The organism is Streptomyces sp. Q2, from assembly GCF_056820935.1.
The window spans coordinates 137,504-153,534 of sequence record NZ_JBXEJE010000028.1 but is presented as its reverse complement, the minus strand read 5'-3'; the positions used below and the strand labels follow the sequence as shown (position 1 = coordinate 153,534).

Annotated in this window: 15 protein-coding genes; 4 read left to right on the top strand and 11 right to left on the bottom strand. The window is 70.9% G+C overall.

The window, feature by feature from the left end; genetic code table 11:
• The 4 genes from ACWBNA_RS29965 to rimP form a co-directional block, all read right to left on the bottom strand.
• Positions 1-283 (bottom strand): translation initiation factor IF-2 N-terminal domain-containing protein (locus ACWBNA_RS29965; RefSeq protein ID WP_482707629.1); only part of this gene is annotated, 283 nt, incomplete at its 3' end.
• Between the two features lie 147 nt (positions 284-430).
• On the bottom strand, positions 431-709 hold the full coding sequence (locus ACWBNA_RS29960) for a YlxR family protein (protein ID WP_482707628.1): 279 nt from the start codon (positions 707-709) through the stop codon (positions 431-433).
• Between the two features lie 90 nt (positions 710-799).
• On the bottom strand, positions 800-1,786 hold the full coding sequence (gene nusA / locus ACWBNA_RS29955; protein ID WP_217234570.1) for a transcription termination factor NusA: 987 nt from the start codon (positions 1,784-1,786) through the stop codon (positions 800-802).
• Positions 1,787-1,788: 2 nt separating this feature from the next.
• Positions 1,789-2,298, bottom strand: a complete 510-nt coding sequence (rimP, locus tag ACWBNA_RS29950; protein ID WP_482707627.1) for a ribosome maturation factor RimP — start codon at positions 2,296-2,298, stop codon at positions 1,789-1,791.
• Between the two features lie 204 nt (positions 2,299-2,502).
• Between rimP and ACWBNA_RS29945 the strand changes: the two genes are divergently transcribed.
• Genes ACWBNA_RS29945 through ACWBNA_RS29935 form a run of 3 tightly spaced genes read left to right on the top strand, consistent with a single transcriptional unit; the run spans position 2,503 to position 4,457 of the window.
• Positions 2,503-3,057 (top strand): hypothetical protein, encoded by a 555-nt coding sequence (locus ACWBNA_RS29945; protein ID WP_482707626.1) that lies wholly within the window; start codon positions 2,503-2,505, stop codon positions 3,055-3,057.
• Positions 3,054-3,521: a ferritin-like domain-containing protein gene (locus ACWBNA_RS29940; protein ID WP_482707625.1), complete on the top strand. Its 468-nt coding sequence runs from the start codon at positions 3,054-3,056 to the stop codon at positions 3,519-3,521. Before ACWBNA_RS29945 ends, ACWBNA_RS29940 begins: the two co-directional genes overlap by 4 nt.
• A 27-nt stretch (positions 3,522-3,548) precedes the next feature.
• Entirely contained in the window at positions 3,549-4,457 is a 909-nt protein-coding gene (locus tag ACWBNA_RS29935) for an aminoglycoside phosphotransferase family protein (RefSeq protein WP_482707624.1), read from the top strand.
• Positions 4,458-4,933: 476 nt separating this feature from the next.
• Here the strand turns inward: ACWBNA_RS29935 and ACWBNA_RS29930 are convergent, their stop codons facing one another.
• From ACWBNA_RS29930 to ACWBNA_RS29900, 7 genes are all read right to left on the bottom strand, one after another.
• Positions 4,934-6,643: a proline--tRNA ligase gene (locus ACWBNA_RS29930; RefSeq protein ID WP_482707623.1), complete on the bottom strand. Its 1,710-nt coding sequence runs from the start codon at positions 6,641-6,643 to the stop codon at positions 4,934-4,936.
• An 89-nt stretch (positions 6,644-6,732) separates the two neighbouring features.
• Positions 6,733-7,263, bottom strand: coding sequence for a GNAT family N-acetyltransferase (locus ACWBNA_RS29925; RefSeq protein ID WP_482707622.1), 531 nt, complete (start codon positions 7,261-7,263; stop codon positions 6,733-6,735).
• 40 nt (positions 7,264-7,303) lie between these two features.
• Positions 7,304-8,152, bottom strand: a complete 849-nt coding sequence (locus ACWBNA_RS29920) for a GNAT family N-acetyltransferase (RefSeq protein WP_482707621.1) — start codon at positions 8,150-8,152, stop codon at positions 7,304-7,306.
• Positions 8,153-8,373: 221 nt separating this feature from the next.
• Positions 8,374-9,531: a flavodoxin-dependent (E)-4-hydroxy-3-methylbut-2-enyl-diphosphate synthase gene (ispG, locus tag ACWBNA_RS29915; RefSeq protein WP_383861977.1), complete on the bottom strand. Its 1,158-nt coding sequence runs from the start codon at positions 9,529-9,531 to the stop codon at positions 8,374-8,376.
• Positions 9,532-9,844: 313 nt separating this feature from the next.
• Positions 9,845-11,137, bottom strand: coding sequence for a M50 family metallopeptidase (locus ACWBNA_RS29910; RefSeq protein WP_482707638.1), 1,293 nt, complete (start codon positions 11,135-11,137; stop codon positions 9,845-9,847).
• Positions 11,138-11,145: 8 nt separating this feature from the next.
• Positions 11,146-12,402, bottom strand: a complete 1,257-nt coding sequence (dxr, locus tag ACWBNA_RS29905; RefSeq protein WP_482707620.1) for a 1-deoxy-D-xylulose-5-phosphate reductoisomerase — start codon at positions 12,400-12,402, stop codon at positions 11,146-11,148.
• A 95-nt stretch (positions 12,403-12,497) separates the two neighbouring features.
• Complete coding sequence (locus tag ACWBNA_RS29900; protein WP_482707619.1) at positions 12,498-14,429, bottom strand: acyl-CoA dehydrogenase family protein; 1,932 nt, start codon at positions 14,427-14,429, stop codon at positions 12,498-12,500.
• 543 nt (positions 14,430-14,972) lie between these two features.
• Between ACWBNA_RS29900 and ACWBNA_RS29895 the strand changes: the two genes are divergently transcribed.
• Positions 14,973-15,992, top strand: coding sequence for a LacI family DNA-binding transcriptional regulator (locus ACWBNA_RS29895; protein ID WP_482707618.1), 1,020 nt, complete (start codon positions 14,973-14,975; stop codon positions 15,990-15,992).
• The last annotated feature ends 39 nt before the right edge of the window (positions 15,993-16,031 follow it).

Below are 16,031 nucleotides of genomic sequence, written 5' to 3'. Positions count from 1 at the left end.
GCTGCTCGGCGGCCGGCTTGGGAGCCGGCGGGCGCGGGGCGGCCGGACGGGCCGCCTGCGCGGGAGAGGGGGCTGCCGGCCTGGCCGGAGCAGCCTTGCGTGCGGCGGGCTTGCCGCCCCCGTTGCCCTGCTGGAGGGCATCGGTCAGCTTGCGTACAACGGGCGCCTCGATCGTCGAGGACGCCGAACGGACGAATTCACCGAGTTCTTGGAGCTTGGCCATGACGACCTTGCTCTCCACCCCGAACTCCTTGGCGAGTTCGTATACCCGGACCTTAGCCACTTCGCTCCTTTTAGGTCCGGGTTGCGTCCGGACCGTCGCTACTTCATGGGCGTACTCATCGCGTGCTCATCGAGTGCTCATCGCAATCTCGACCTACTTCCAACTCGCGGGGTACCAGGGCCGCACGGGGGTTCCGTGCGACGCGTCTTACGGTGTTGCCTGCTCGACGTAGTGGCGCAACGTCTTGGTGTCGAGCGCTCCCGGGGCGCGCAACGCCCTTGGAAACGCCCGGCGACGTACCGCCAGGTCGAGACAGACCAGGGCGGGGTGCACATACGCGCCCCGGCCGGGCAGCGTACCGCGATCATCGGGGACGCATTCGCCCTCGACTGCCACGATGCGCAGCAAGTCCTTCTTGGCCGCTCGCTCCCGGCACCCCACACAGGTGCGTTCAGGGCATGCGCGGGCTCGCGTCCGGCCAGACACTCTTAAGTCTACCTCCCCGCACCGACCTCACCCGTTGGGGGCAAGAATCGAACGGATGTTGTCGTGATCTAAGCGACCTGCGGCTTGGATCTATTCCCCGGGCTGCTCGGTGTCCGGACGGATGTCGATCCGCCAGCCGGTCAGGCGGGCCGCGAGGCGGGCGTTCTGGCCCTCCTTGCCGATCGCCAGGGACAGCTGGTAGTCGGGCACCGTCACGCGCGCGGACCGGGCCGCCATGTCCACGACCTCCACCTTGGAGACGCGGGCCGGGGACAGCGCGTTCGCCACCATCTCGGCCGGGTCGTCCGACCAGTCGACGATGTCGATCTTCTCGCCGTTCAGCTCGGCCATCACGTTGCGCACCCGGCCGCCCATGGGGCCGATGCAGGCACCCTTGGCGTTCAGACCCGAACGGGTGGACCGTACGGCGATCTTCGTGCGGTGGCCGGCCTCGCGGGCGATGGCGGCGATCTCGACGGAGCCGTCGGCGATCTCCGGCACCTCGAGGGCGAAGAGTTTCTTCACCAGATTGGGATGCGTGCGGGACAGGGTCACGGACGGGCCGCGGACACCCTTCGCCACTCGTACGACGTACGACCGAAGGCGCATCCCGTGCGGATACGTCTCACCGGGGACCTGCTCCTGCACCGGCAGGATGGCCTCCAGCCGGCCGATGTCGACGAGCACGTTCTTCGGGTCGCGGCCCTGCTGGACCACACCGGTGAGGATGTCGCCCTCACGGCCCGCGAACTCGCCCAGCGTCGCGTCGTCCTGGGCGTCGCGCAGGCGCTGCAGGATGACCTGCTTGGCCGTGGTGGCCGCGATGCGCCCGAAACCCGTCGGGGTGTCGTCGAACTCGCGGGCCTCCTGGCCCTCCTCGAGGTCCTCGGGATCCTCCTTCGCCCACACCGTCACGTGGCCGGTCTCCCGGTTGAGCTCCACGCGCGCGTGGCGGCGGCTTCCCTCGGTGCGGTGGTAGGCGATGAGGAGGGCCGACTCGATCGCCTCGACCAGCAGATCGAAGGAGATCTCCTTCTCCCGCACCAAGCCCCTCAGGGCACTCATGTCGATATCCACGGCTACGCCTCCTCTTCTTCCGTCATGTCGTTCTTGTCCTTGCGGTTGAACTCGACCTGCACACGGGCCTTGTCGATGGCCTCGAAGGCGAGTCTGCGGCTGGTGGCCTTGCGGCCCTTCACGCCGGGCACTTCGAGGTCGAGGCCCTCGTCGTCGACCCGCAGGATCCTGGCCACCAGTTCGTCGCCGTCGGTCAGCTGGAACTTCACCAGCCGGTCGACGGCGCGCAGGTAGTGCCGGTGTTCCTTCAGGAGGCGTTCCGCGCCGGGGGTTCCGACCTCGAGGGTGTACTCGCCCTGGCCCATCGCGTCCGTCTCGTCGAGCTTCGCCGAGAGCGCGCGGCTCACATCGGCGATCTGGTCGAGGTCGGCGCCGGTGTCGGAGTCGACGACCACGCGCAGCACACGCTTGCGTCCGACCGAGTCCACCGCGATCTCCTCGAGATCCAGGCCCTGGGAGCCGACGAGCGGTTCCAGAAGTTCTCGCAGCCTCTCGCTCTGGGTGGTGCTCATCCGGGTGACTCCTCGGCCGCGTGTGCTGTTGTGGGTAGGTCGCGTGTCTGGTCAAAGGGTATCCGGTCCAGGGGTGTGTTGCCGTCCACCTGCGCCCGGGGCGGTGCCGCTGAGTGGTGCCGGGCCCGTGCGCGGGTACCGTGATCACCGGCGGGGCCGCCCTCCCGCCCGCGTGTTCGTACGAGCTCCCCGAGGACGTCTGACGTGCCGTACCCCCCACCGCCGCGCACCCCCTCGGGGACGCGCAGAAGAACCGTGCTCGCCTCGGCCGCCGGGGCCGTCCTGCTGACGGGCTGCTCCACCGGCTCCGAGGACTCCGACGGCGGGACGGGCGGCAACCCGTCGCTCGGCGAGCGGGCACGCGCGCGTGCGGCCGGCGAGAGCACGCGGCTCGTGGAGCGCTACGACGCCGTGATCGCCGTCCATCCCACGCTGGCGGAGCGGCTGCGACCGCTGCGGGCGGAGGTCGTCCGGCACGCGGAGGCGTTCGGCGCCTCCCGGCAGGCGTCCCCCCGGGCCTCGCGGACCTCCCCCGCCGCCGGGCCCTCCGGTTCGGCAGCACCCTCCGTTTCCCCGCCGGCCGCCGTCCCCGCGGACGAGAAGGGCGCCCTCGCCGACCTCGCCGCAGCCGAGCGGACACTCGCCGACCGGCGGGCGAAGGCGCTGCTCGACCTGCCGGGCGAGCTGGCCCGGCTGCTGGCCTCGGTCGCGGCGGCCGGTGCGGCGCACGCGTATCTGCTGACGGAGGGTGCGAAGTGAAGGAACGGGAGCTGAAGGCCCTCCAGGCGGCGCTGGCCGCCGAGCACGCGGCGGTGTACGGCTACGGGGTCGTCGGCGGCCGGATCATCGAGGGCCGTCGCACGGAGGCGAAGGCGGCCTTCGACGCCCATCGGGCGCGGCGGGACGCGCTGGCGCGCGAGGTGCGAGACCAGGGCGGCACGCCGGTGGCCGCGGCCGCCGCGTACGCGCTGCCCTTTCCGGTGCCGGACTCGGCCGCTGCCGTACGGCTGGCCGCCGAACTGGAGGAGCGGGTGGCCGGGGTGTACTCCGATCTGGTGCGGGCGGCCGGGGACGAGCGGCGGGGCGCGGCGGCCGGGGCTCTGCGGGAGGCGGCGGTGCGGGCGGTGCGCTGGCGCGGCGGGAGCGTAGCCTTCCCTGGGCTCGCCGAGCGGGCGGCGACGACTTCCGCAGCGGGCCCGCCGTCGGCGACGCCGACCGCTTGACGCGTACTGGAAGGAAACGACTCGCGCATGGCTTTCGAACCGCCGCAGCGTCTGGTGAGGGCGCTCGGCGAGACGGCACCGGACGGTGACGACTGGTTGGAGAGGCTGCCCGAGGCGGCCCGACGGGCCGTCGCGGTGGGCGAGTTGACCGTCGAACGGGTGCAGCTGCCGGGCGGGCGCAGCAGCCTGGTGGTGCTGGTGCGGCGGCCGGACGGGACGCCCGCCGTGCTGAAGCTGGCCCCGCGCCGGGCCCGCCCGGAGAGCGAACGGGCCGCGCTCGCGCACTGGGGCGGTCTGGGCGCCGTACAGCTCCTCGAACCCCTCGCGATGGAGGGTGTGCTGCTGCTCGAGCGGCTGCATCCGGACGTGTCGGTGCGGTCGTTGCCGGAGGCGAAGGCGCTCCTGGAGGCTGCCGGGACCCTGCGGCGGCTGTGGGTGGAGCCCCCCGCGGGCGAGGGCGCGCACGTCTTCGAGACGGTGGCCGAGCGGACCGGGCGGCAGGCCGAGGTGATGCGGACGAGTGCCGGCGACGACGCGGAGGTGGCGGCCCTGGTGGACGCGGCGCTCGCGGCCCGCGAGGAGCTGCTGGCCGCGCCGCCCGAGGACCGGCTGCTGCACGGGACGTTCCGGCAGAGCAAGGTGCTCGCCGGTGAGCGGACGCCGTGGCTGGCCGTGGGGCCGGACCCGGTGGTCGGCGAGTGCGCCTTCGATCTGGCGCGGCTCGTCCGGGACCGGGTGGAGGACCTGATCGCCACGCCCTCCGGGGCGGCGACGACCCGGCGGCGGATCAAACGGCTCGCGGAGTCGCTGGACGTCGACCAGGAACGGCTGCGGGGGTGGACGCTGTTCCGGGCCGTGGAGTCGGGCGTGCGGGCGCGGCGGGTCGGGCGGCCGCAGGACGCGGAGCTGCTGCTGGAGTTCGCGGGCTGGCTCTGACTGCCTTGCGTCGGGCTGGCTCTGACTGCCTTGCGTCGACGTCAGGCAGGGGCCGCCGCACCGGCCGGCTGATCGCAGGGCCGGTGCGGCGCAGGAGGCGGGCGGTGTCGGCGAGACCGCGGCGGTCGGCGGGGGCGCTTTCGAGCATGCCGACGCCCATGGGGTCGGCGTCCGGGCAGAACCGGGCGGCCTCGACGGCCGGGATCCAGGTGCCGTGGTAGCCGCCGTCCGGGACGGTGCACACGCCGTCGAGGGTCAGCGACCGGTCGGCGGGATGCCGAACGGCTCTTCCCCGGCCCGGACTTCACAATCCCGGCACGTGGACGGTGCACAAGGCACCGCCCGGCTGGGCCGGCATCCCGGCGGAGCGGAACCAGCCGGCGCCGTGGCGGCGTCAGGGCCGTACCCTTCGCAGCCCTGCTGACGCTGCGTCAGGTACTGCGGTCGGGCACGGCCCTGAGGAATTGTCCTTTACGTCACGCGGTCGTCGCGGTCAGGCGGGCGATCGCCTCCTCGACCGTCAGCTCCTCGCGCTCACCGGTCCGGCGGTCCTTCAGTTCCAGCACGCCCTCGGCGGACCGTCGGCCGGCCACCAGGATCTGCGGTACGCCCATCAGCTCCGAGTCGGTGAACTTCACACCCGGGGAGACTCCGGCGCGGTCGTCCACCAGGACGCGCAGGCCGGCCGCCGCCAGCTTGCCGGAGACGTCGAGGGCGAGTTCGGTCTGGAGGGCCTTGCCGGCGGCGACGACGTGCACGTCGGCCGGGGCGACCTCGGCGGGCCAGCACAGGCCCTTGTCGTCGGCGGTCTGCTCGGCGAGGGCGGCGACCGCGCGGGAGACACCGATGCCGTACGAACCCATGGTCACGCGGACGGGCTTGCCGTTCTGGCCCAGGACGTCGAGCTTGAGGGCGTCGGCGTACTTGCGGCCCAGCTGGAAGATGTGACCGATCTCGATGGCGCGGTCCAGCTTCAGGCCGGTGCCGCACTTGGGGCAGGGGTCGCCCTCCTGCACCACCACGACGTCGACGTACGCGCCGACCTCGAAGTCACGGCCCGCGACGACGTTCTTCGCGTGCGTGTGTTCCTTGTTGGCGCCCGTGATCCACGCGGTGCCGGGGGCCACGCGCGGGTCGGCGATGTACGTGACCTTCTCCAGGCCCTGCGGGCCGACGTAGCCGCGGACCAGGTCCGGGCGGCCCACGAAGTCCGCCTCGGTGACCATCTCGACGGTGGCCGGGGCGAAGTGCGCCTCGACCTTGCCGAGGTCGACCTCGCGGTCGCCGGGGACGCCCACGGCGACGATCTCGCCGTCGACCTTCACCAGGAGGTTCTTGAGCGTGGCGGAGGCCGGGACGCCGAGGGAGGCGGCGAGCGTCTCGATGGTCGGGGTGTCGGGGGTGGGGATCTCCTCGGCGGCCGGGACGCCGGAGCCGTCCACCGTCTTCAGCTCGTACGTGATCGCCTCGGTGTTGGCCGCGAAGTCGCAGTTCGGGCAGTCCGCGAAGGTGTCCTCGCCCGCGCCGGCCGGAGCCAGGAACTCCTCCGACTTCGAGCCGCCCATCGCACCCGCGGTCGCGGCACAGATGCGGTAGTCGAGGCCGAGGCGCTCGAAGACCTTCTGGTAGGCCTGGCGGTGCAGGGCGTAGGACTGGGCGAGGCCCTCGTCCTCGGTGTCGAAGGAGTAGGAGTCCTTCATCAGGAACTCACGGCCGCGCAGGATGCCGGCGCGGGGGCGGGCCTCGTCACGGTACTTGTGCTGGATCTGGTAGAGGATGACCGGCAGGTCCTTGTACGAGGACGCCTGGTCCTTCACGATCAGCGTGAAGATCTCCTCGTGGGTGGGGCCGAGCAGGTAGTCGCCGCCCTTGCGGTCCTGCAGGCGGAACAGCTCCGGGCCGTACTCGTCCCAGCGGCCGGTCGCGTCGTACGGCTCACGCGGCAGCAGCGCGGGGAGCAGCACCTCCTGGGCGCCGATCGCGTCCATCTCCTCACGGACGATCCGCTCCACGTTGGCGAGGACCTTCTTGCCGAGCGGCAGCCAGCTCCAGATACCGGCCGCCGTGCGACGGACGTAGCCGGCGCGGACGAGAAGCTTGTGGCTGAGGACCTCGGCGTCCGCCGGATCGTCGCGCAGCGTCTTCGCCATCAACTGGGACATGCGCTGGACCGGTGCCTTGGCCATGGTTCTCGTACTCCTGCTGCTGGGGTGCCCCCTCTGGGGGAGGGTGATGGCAGGAGGTTATCCGGGCGGCCGATGCCGGTGGAAATCGGTTAGCGGCGGCGCAGGGGCAGCGGGGCGCCCATCACGGCGTACGGCTTGGGTGCGCTGGGGAACAGGACCTGGCGGGCCAGGTCCTGGTAGCCGAGGGAGTGGTAGAGGCCGCGGGCCGGGCTGTCCTGGTCGATCGCGGAGAGGATCGAGCGGGGTTCGGTGGCCGTGTCGGTGATCGTGGTGATCAGAGCGCGGCCGATGCCTCGGTTCTGGTGGTGCGGGTGGACGTGCAACTCGGTGATCACGAAGGAGTTGTCGAGCCAGGCGTCGCAGTGCCGTGCGCGGAGGTACGGCTCCACGACCGTCGACCACCAGTGGGCGCGGTCGTTGGGCATCCCGTAGACGAATCCGACGAGGTTGCCCGCGGCGGTCGCGCCGAAGGCCCTTGCTCCCGGATAGGCCATGTGGCGAAGGACGATCTGGCGGCGTACGGCGACCTCGTCGGGACCCAGTCCGAAGGCGAGGGCTTGGACGGCCAGGGCCTCGTCCACGTGGGCTGCGAGGTCCAAGGGGCCGATGACGAGGTCCATGCGGGGAGCCTACAGGGGGGTTCGGCCGAGGTGGGGGGCGCTAGAACAGGACACTCATGAAGGCGCCGACCTCCTGGAAGCCGACTTTCCTGTACGTCCTTCGCGCCGCCGTGTTGAAGTCGTTCACGTAGAGGCTCACCACCGGGGCCACGTCCGCCAGCGCGTAGCGCAGGACCGCCGCCATGCCCGGGGCGGCCAGGCCCCTCCCCCGGTACTCGGGGGCGACCCACACGCCCTGGATCTGGCAGGCGCGGTCGGTCGCGGCGCCGATCTCGGCCTTGAAGACGACCTTGCCGTCGGCGTCGAGACGGGCGAAGGAGCGGCCGGCGCCGACGAGTTCGGCGACCCGGGCCTGGTAGAGGAGGCCCCCGTCACCGGCCATCGGCGAGACGCCGACCTCCTCGGTGAACATCGCCACGCACGCCGGCATGATCGTGTCCATCTCGTCCTTGCGGATGCGACGGACGTAGGGATCCGGGGCGACGGCGGTGGACACGCGGTCGGTGACCATGAGGGGCTGCTGGGCGCGGACCTCGCGGGCCGGTCCCCAACTCGGCTCCAGCAACCGCCAGAGCAGGGCGGTGGGTTCGGCGGGGCCGACGACGGAGGAGCAGCGGCGGCCGGCCCTGCGGGCACGGTCGGCGAAGGCGCGGACGGCCCTCGGGGTGGCGCAGATCGGGACCAGGTTGGCGCCGGCGTAGCACAGGGACGTGAGCATTCCGTCCTCGTACCAGCCCCACATCTCGCCGCCGAGCCGCCACGGATCCAGTCCGGCGACCTGCACCCGGGATGTCACGAAGGCGTTCGCGACCGGCTCGCGGTCGAGGACGGCGAGCGCGGCGTCCAGGTCGCTCGGTTCGAGGACCCGGGAGGTGGTCTGGGTCAACACGGACGGCGCCTCACACTGGGGTCTGCTGATCTCCGCACTGTACCTGCGGAAGCTGAGCAGCGCCGCCCTGCCTGAGTTGCCGCTTGTTTCCGGGTGACCGGTGACTGCCGTCCCGTACCTGGGGGCTGCCCGCCCCCAGACCCCCGCTTCGGCCCTGAACGGGCCTCGTCCTCAAACCCCGGACGGGCGGGACTGCCCCGCCCGGTGCCCGAAAAGCCCGGTCAGCCCGCGACCGAGATCGACGGCTCGCCCGACGCGACCCCATCGGCCTCCATCTGCTCGGCCAGCTTCATGGCCTCCTCGATGAGGGTCTCGACAATCTTCGACTCGGGGACGGTCTTGATGACCTCGCCCTTCACGAAGATCTGGCCCTTGCCGTTGCCGGAGGCCACACCGAGGTCGGCCTCGCGGGCCTCGCCGGGACCGTTGACCACGCAGCCCATGACGGCGACGCGGAGTGGCACTTCCATGCCGGTCAGGCCGGCGGTGACCTCTTCGGCCAGCTTGTAGACGTCGACCTGGGCACGCCCGCAGGACGGGCAGGAGACGATCTCCAGGCCGCGCTGCCTGAGGTTCAGCGACTCCAGGATCTGGTTGCCGACCTTGACCTCTTCGACGGGGGGCGCGGAGAGGGACACGCGGATCGTGTCGCCGATGCCCTGCGACAGCAGCGCCCCGAAGGCGACAGCCGACTTGATCGTGCCCTGGAAGGCGGGACCCGCCTCCGTCACACCCAGGTGCAGGGGGTAGTCGCACTGGGCGGCGAGCTGGCGGTACGCCTCGACCATCACGACCGGGTCGTTGTGCTTGACGGAGATCTTGATGTCCCGGAAGTCGTGCTCCTCGAAGAGGGACGCCTCCCACAGGGCGGACTCCGCGAGCGCCTCGGGGGTCGCCTTGCCGTACTTCTGCAGCAGGCGCCGGTCCAGCGAGCCCGCGTTCACCCCGATGCGGATCGGCGTGCCGTGGTCCTTGGCGGCCCGCGCGATCTCCTTCACCTTGTCGTCGAACTGCTTGATGTTGCCGGGGTTCACCCGGACCGCGGCGCAGCCGGCCTCGATGGCGGCGAACACGTACTTCGGCTGGAAGTGGATGTCGGCGATCACCGGGATCTGCGACTTACGGGCGATCGTCGCGAGCGCGTCCGCGTCGTCCTGGGTCGGGCAGGCCACGCGGACGATCTGGCAGCCGGACGCGGTGAGCTCGGCGATCTGCTGCAGGGTGGCACCGATGTCGGACGTACGGGTCGTGGTCATCGACTGCACGGACACCGGGGCATCCCCGCCGACCGCCACGGATCCGACCTGGATCTGCCGGCTCTTGCGGCGCTCGGCGAGCCTGGTCGGAACGGACGGCATGCCGAGAGAAATCGCAGTCATCTGCTGTGCAACCCCAAGTCGTGGATCAAGGTCCAGGTCCCGTCAGCGGCGNACCGCCACGGATCCGACCTGGATCTGCCGGCTCTTGCGGCGCTCGGCGAGCCTGGTCGGAACGGACGGCATGCCGAGAGAAATCGCAGTCATCTGCTGTGCAACCCCAAGTCGTGGATCAAGGTCCAGGTCCCGTCAGCGGCGGGCTCCAGGCTTCGAGATTACGGCACATGGCCAGGCGCGAGCACATCACGGCCGTAAACCCACCCGATGGGCGGCGGCCCGGCATCGAGGATGCCGGGCCGCCGCGAATTCCTCGTGACTAGGAGATTCTCACCGGATTGACCACGTCCGCGACAAGGACCAGGAGCGTGAAGCAGATGAAGATCCCGGCCACCACATAGGCGACCGGCATCAGCTTCGCCACGTCGAACGGACCGGGGTCGGGACGCCTCAGTACCTTCGCCAGGTTGCGGCGCAGGGACTCCCACAGGGCGCCCGCGATGTGGCCGCCGTCGAGGGGCAGCAGCGGGAGCATGTTGAAGAGGAACAGGGAGAGGTTGAAGCCGGCGACCAGCATCAGCGCCATGGCCAGCTGCTGGGTCGGGGGGATGTCCAGGGTGAAGATCTCGCCGCCGACGCGGGCCGCGCCGACCACACCCATCGGGGAGTCCGGCTCGCGTACGCCGTCGCCGAAGGCGGCGTCCCAGAGGGCGGGGATCTTGCCGGGGATGGCGGCGAGGGAGTCGACGGCGTCGCCGACGCGGTCGCCCATCCAGGTCACGGAGTCCCCGAAGTCCTGCTTCACGATGCCGGTGGCGGCGCTGAAGCCGAGGAAGCCGGCGGTGACGTACTCGCCCTGGACGTACTGGCCGCTGGAGTCCTTCTTGGCGACCTGGTTGGAGGCGATCTTCGCGTGCAGGGTGAGTTGCTCGCCCTTGCGGTCGACGACGATCGCCACCTCCTTGTCGGGGTTGGCGCGGATGAGGTCGGAGAGCCGGTTCCAGTCGTCGGTCTTCACGCCGGCGAAGGAGATGATCTTGTCGCCCGCCTTGAGGCCGGCGGCCGCGGCCGGGGAGGGCGGGTCGGACTTCTTGCACTCGTCGCGGTTCTGGCTCTGGGCGATGACGCACTGGGAGACCGAGCTGACCGTGTTGGTCTGCTGGGAGATGCCGAAGCCCATGAGGACGGTGAGGAAGAGCGCCACCGCGAGGATCAGGTTCATGAACGGGCCCGCGAACATCACGATGACCCGTTTCCAGGGCTTGCGGGTGTAGAAGAGGCGGTTCTCGTCACCCGGCCTGAGTTCCTCGAAGGCGGCCGAGCGGGCGTCCTCGATCATGCCGCGCCAGGGTGAGGTGGAGCGGGCCTCCAGGCGGCCGTCCGCGCCGGGCGGGAACATGCCGATCATGCGGATGTAGCCGCCGAAGGGGATGGCCTTGATGCCGTACTCGGTGTCGCCCTTCTGGCGGGAGAAGATCGTCGGGCCGAAGCCGACCATGTACTGCGGCACGCGGATGCCGAAGAGCTTGGCGGTGGACAGGTGCCCCAGCTCGTGCCACGCGATCGAGATCAGCAGGCCGAACGCGAAGATCACTATGCCGAGGATGAACATCAGTGTCGTCATGCACGGGCCTCCGCCGTCTGTGCCGCCAGTTGCCGGGCCCGGGTCCGCGCCCAGGTCTCCGCTTCGAGGACGTCCGCGAGGGTGAGCGAGGTTCCCCTGCCCGGGGTGCCGTGCTCGTCCACCACCCGGGTCACGGTCTCCATGATCCCGTTGAACGGCAGCGCGCCGGCCCGGAAGGCCTCGACGCACTCCTCGTTGGCGGCATTGAACACCGCCGGGGCCGTGCCCGCGAGCCGCCCCACGTGGCACGCGAGGCCGACGGAGGGGAACGCGTCGTGGTCGAGCGGGAAGAACTCCCAGGTCGACGCCTTGCTCCAGTCGAAGGCGGGGGCCGCGTCGGGGACGCGTTCGGGCCAGCCGAGGCCGATGGCGATCGGCCCCCGCATGTCGGGGGGCGTCGCCTGCGCGATCGTGGATCCGTCCGTGAACTCAACCATCGAGTGGACATACGACTGCGGATGCACGACCACCTCAATGCGTTCGAAGGGAATGTCGTACAGCAGGTGTGCCTCGATGACCTCCAGACCCTTGTTGACGAGGGTCGCGGAGTTGATCGTGATCACCGGGCCCATGGCCCAGGTGGGGTGCGCGAGGGCTTCCTCGACGGTGACGTTCGCCAGCTCGGCCTTGGTGCGGCCGCGGAAGGGGCCGCCGGACGCGGTGACGACGAGCTTGCGTACGTCGGCTCTGGTGCCGGACGCCAGCGCCTGGAACAGCGCGGCGTGCTCGGAGTCGACCGGGATGATCTGTCCGGGCTTGGCGAGGGCCTTGACCAGTGGGCCGCCCACGATGAGCGACTCCTTGTTGGCGAGCGCGAGGGTGCGGCCCGCCTCCAGGGCGGCGAGGGTCGGGGCGAGGCCGATGGAGCCGGTGATGCCGTTCAGGACGGTGTGGCAGTCGGTGGCGGCGAGCTGTGTGGCCGCGTCGGGGCCGGCGAGGATCTCGGGGAGCGCTTCGCCGGTGCCGTAGTGGGAGCTCAGGGCCTCGCGCAGGGCCGGTACGACGTCCTCGCGGGCCACGGCGACGGTCCTCACCCCGAGCCGGTGCGCCTGCTCGGCGAGGAGGGCGACCCGGCCGCCGTTGGCCGAGAGTCCGGTGACCCGGAACCGGTCGGGATTGCGCAGCACGAGGTCGATGGCCTGGGTGCCGATCGAGCCGGTGGAGCCGAGGACCACCACGTCCTTCGGCCCGTCGCCCGCGACCGGGTCGTAGACGAGGTGCGGGTCGGCGAGAGGGGCTGGACTGTCGGTCATCCCTCCATTGTGGCCGTAAGGACGGTGTGTGAGGACAGGGAGTCCCCCTCGTCCCCCGCACGGGGGGTCGAGGGGGACTTCCTGTCGTGGGCCGGTCAGCGGATCGGCCGGTGCACGTTCTCCCTCTGGCTCGGTCCCGGGGTCGCGTCCGCGATCCACGGTCCGTCGCCCGACGGGTCGACGATGCCCTCCTCCAGCCACTCGTACGTGCCCGAGAGCACGCCCTTGACGACCTTGTGGTCGAGGTCGTCGGTGTTGGTCCACAGACGGCCGAAGAGTTCCTCGACGCGGATGCGGGACTGGCGGCAGAAGACGTCGGCCAGTTGGTAGGCCTCGCGGCCGTGGTCCTCGGTGGTGCGCAGGAGTTCGGCGCGTACGCAGGCCGCGCTCATGGCGAACAGTTCCGCGCCGATGTCGACGATCCGGCCCAGGAAGCCCTGTTTGGTCTCCATCCGGCCCTGCCAGCGGGACATGGCGTAGAAGGTGGAGCGGGCAAGTTTGCGGGCGGTGCGTTCGACGTAGCGCAGGTGCGGCGAGAGGTCGACCTCGTGCTTGAACTCGTTGTAGGAGGTGGGGAGTTGGCCCGGTCCCGCGACCAGTTTGGGGAGCCACTTGGCGTAGAAGGCGCCGGCCTGGGCGCCCGCCTTCGCCTTGTCCGAGAGGGATTTCTCCGGGTCGATCAGGTCGCCCGCGACCGAGAGATGGGCGTCGACGGCCTCGCGGGCGATCAGCAGGTGCATGATCTCGGTGGAGCCCTCGAAGATGCGGTTGATGCGCAGGTCGCGCAGGATCTGCTCGGCGGGCACCGCGCGTTCGCCGCGGGCCGCCAGTGACGCGGCCGTCTCGAAGCCTCGGCCGCCCCTGATCTGAACCAGTTCGTCGGCCATCAGACAGGCCATCTCGGAGCCGTAGAGCTTGGCGAGGGCGGCCTCGATGCGGATGTCGTTGCGGTCCTCGTCCGCCATCTGGGACGCCAGGTCCAGTACGGCTTCCAGGGCGAAGGTCGTCGCCGCGATGAAGCTGATCTTCGAGCCGACTGCCTCGTGGAAGGCGACCGGCTTGCCCCACTGCTCGCGGGCCGCCGACCACTCGCGGGCGATCTTCAGGCACCACTTGCCGGCGCCGACGCACATGGCGGGCAGGGAGAGGCGGCCGGTGTTGAGGGTGGTGAGGGCGATCTTGAGGCCGGCGCCCTCGGCGCCGATGCGGTTCGCGGCGGGGACGCGGACCTGGTGGAAGCGGGTGACGCCGTTCTCCAGGCCGCGCAGGCCCATGAAGGCGTTGCGGTTCTCGACCGTGACGCCCTCGGAGGCGGACTCGACGACGAACGCCGTGATGCCGCCCTTGTGGCCCTCGGACTTGGGCACGCGCGCCATGACGACGAGGAGGTCGGCGACCACGCCGTTGGTGGTCCACAGCTTGACGCCGTCGAGGACGTAGTCGTCGCCGTCGGGGACGGCCGAGGTGGCCAGGCGCGCGGGGTCCGAGCCGACGTCCGGCTCGGTGAGCAGGAACGCCGAGATGTCCGTGCGGGCGCAGCGCGGCAGGAACGTGTCCTTCTGCTCCTGGGTGCCGAACATCTTCAGCGGCTGCGGTACGCCGATCGACTGATGGGCGGACAGCAGGGCGCCGATCGCCGGGTTCGCGGAGCCGACCAGTGCGAGGGCCTTGTTGTAGTAGACCTGCGTGAGGCCGAGGCCGCCGTACTTGGTGTCGATCTTCATGCCGAGGGCGCCGAGCTCCTTGAGCCCGTTGATCGTCTCGTCGGGGATCTTCGCGTCCCGTTCGATGCGCGCCGAGTCGATTTTCGTCTCGCAGAAGTCGCGCAGTTTGGCGAGGAACTCCTCGCCGCGCTGGGCGGCCTCGTCGGGCGGCATCGGGTGGGGGTGGATGAGGTCGAGCCGGAAGCGGCCGAGGAACAGTTCCTTGGCGAAGCTGGGCTTGCGCCAGTCCTGTTCCCGGGCGGCCTCCGCCACCTGGCGCGCTTCACGCTCGGTGACGGTGGGTTGGGTGGGTGCTGCGGACATTGAGGCTCACCTCGCCGCGAATCGGGATCTTGGGGCCGTTTGGTTACCGACGGGTGCTACCCGATCGTATGTACCCGATCCGGGCCGACCCCACCACCCCTCGCGCGTCCGTTCAGCCGATGTCGGCCGAGTACGACTCCGTGTCCAGGCGCCCCGTGCCCTTGAAGACCTCGGTGCCGGCTCGACGCCGGAGACGTAGGTGTCGTTGCCGAGCGGCTTGCGCCGGACGAGTGCCCCGGGTGGTCGTCGAGGTCGAGCTTCAGGGGGCGGGAGCCGTTCCCGGTCCTCGCACGGCGGACACCGCCGTTCCATAGCCCGCCACGGCCGGTCGTGGTAGGCAGGAACCTCCACCTCCGAAAGGCTGCGCGGCAGCGGGTGGGTCCGGGATCGGCGCCCCTGCGGCCGTCCGCTCGCAAGTCGTAGTCGAAGCGCTTCGACAACCTATGGACACCCACCCCCGGTGGAGCTACTGTCGAACCACCCTCACCCGCCCTTATTCGCAACGCGCACTGTCGAAGCGCTTCACAAAGCTTGGAGAGCTGGATGGTCACCCTCGCCGAGGTCGCCCAGCACGCCGGAGTCTCGGCGAGCACGGTGAGCTATGTCCTCAGCGGCAAGCGGTCCATCTCCGGAGCCACCCGGCAGCGGGTGGAGCAGAGCATCCGCGAGCTCGGCTACCACCCGAACGCGGGCGCCCGCGCCCTGGCCAGCAGCAAGTCGAACATCATCGCGCTGATGATCCCGCTGCGCACCGACATGTACGTGCCGGTGATGATGGAGATCGCCATCGCGGTGGCCACCACGGCCCGCACGTACGGTTACGACGTGCTGCTGCTCACCGGCGAGGAGGGCCCCGACGCCGTGCGCCGCGTCACCGGCAGCGGACTGGCCGACGCGATGATCCTGATGGACGTCGAACTCGACGACGAGCGGCTGCCGTTGCTGCGCGGCACCGACCAGCCGTCCGTGCTGATCGGGCTGCCCGCCGACACCTCCGGACTGACCTGTGTCGACCTCGACTTCAGGGCGACGGGCGCACTGTGCGTCGAGCACCTCGCGACGCTCGGCCACCGCGACATCGCTGTCATCGGCGAGGCCCCGGCCGTCTACGAACGGCACACCGGCTTCGCCGAGCGCACCCTTGACGGACTGCGGTCCCGCGCCCTGGAGCTGGGCGTACGACTGCTGCACCGGCCCTGCGAGGGCGGCTACGACGCGATGGCCGTGACCCTCGCCCGGGTCCTCGACGAGCGCCCGGGCACCACCGGGTTCGTCGTACAGAACGAGTCGGCGGTCGAGCCGCTGCTCGCCCTGCTGCGCCAGCAGGGGCGGGCGATCCCCGAGGACGTGTCGGTGGTCGCGATCTGCCCGGACCAGGTCGCCGTCCAGGCCTCGGTCCGGCTGACGTCGGTCGCCATCCCCGCGCAGGACATGGGCCGGCACGCCGTGGAGCGCCTGGTCGCCAAGCTCGACGGCCACGGAGCCGACGAAGTCGTGCTGATCGCCCCCGAGCTGACGGTACGGACCAGCACCGGGCCCGCCCCGGCCCTGTCCGGATCCTGACGCCGAACCCGCCCCCGCCACGCCCTGCCGGGGCACCGC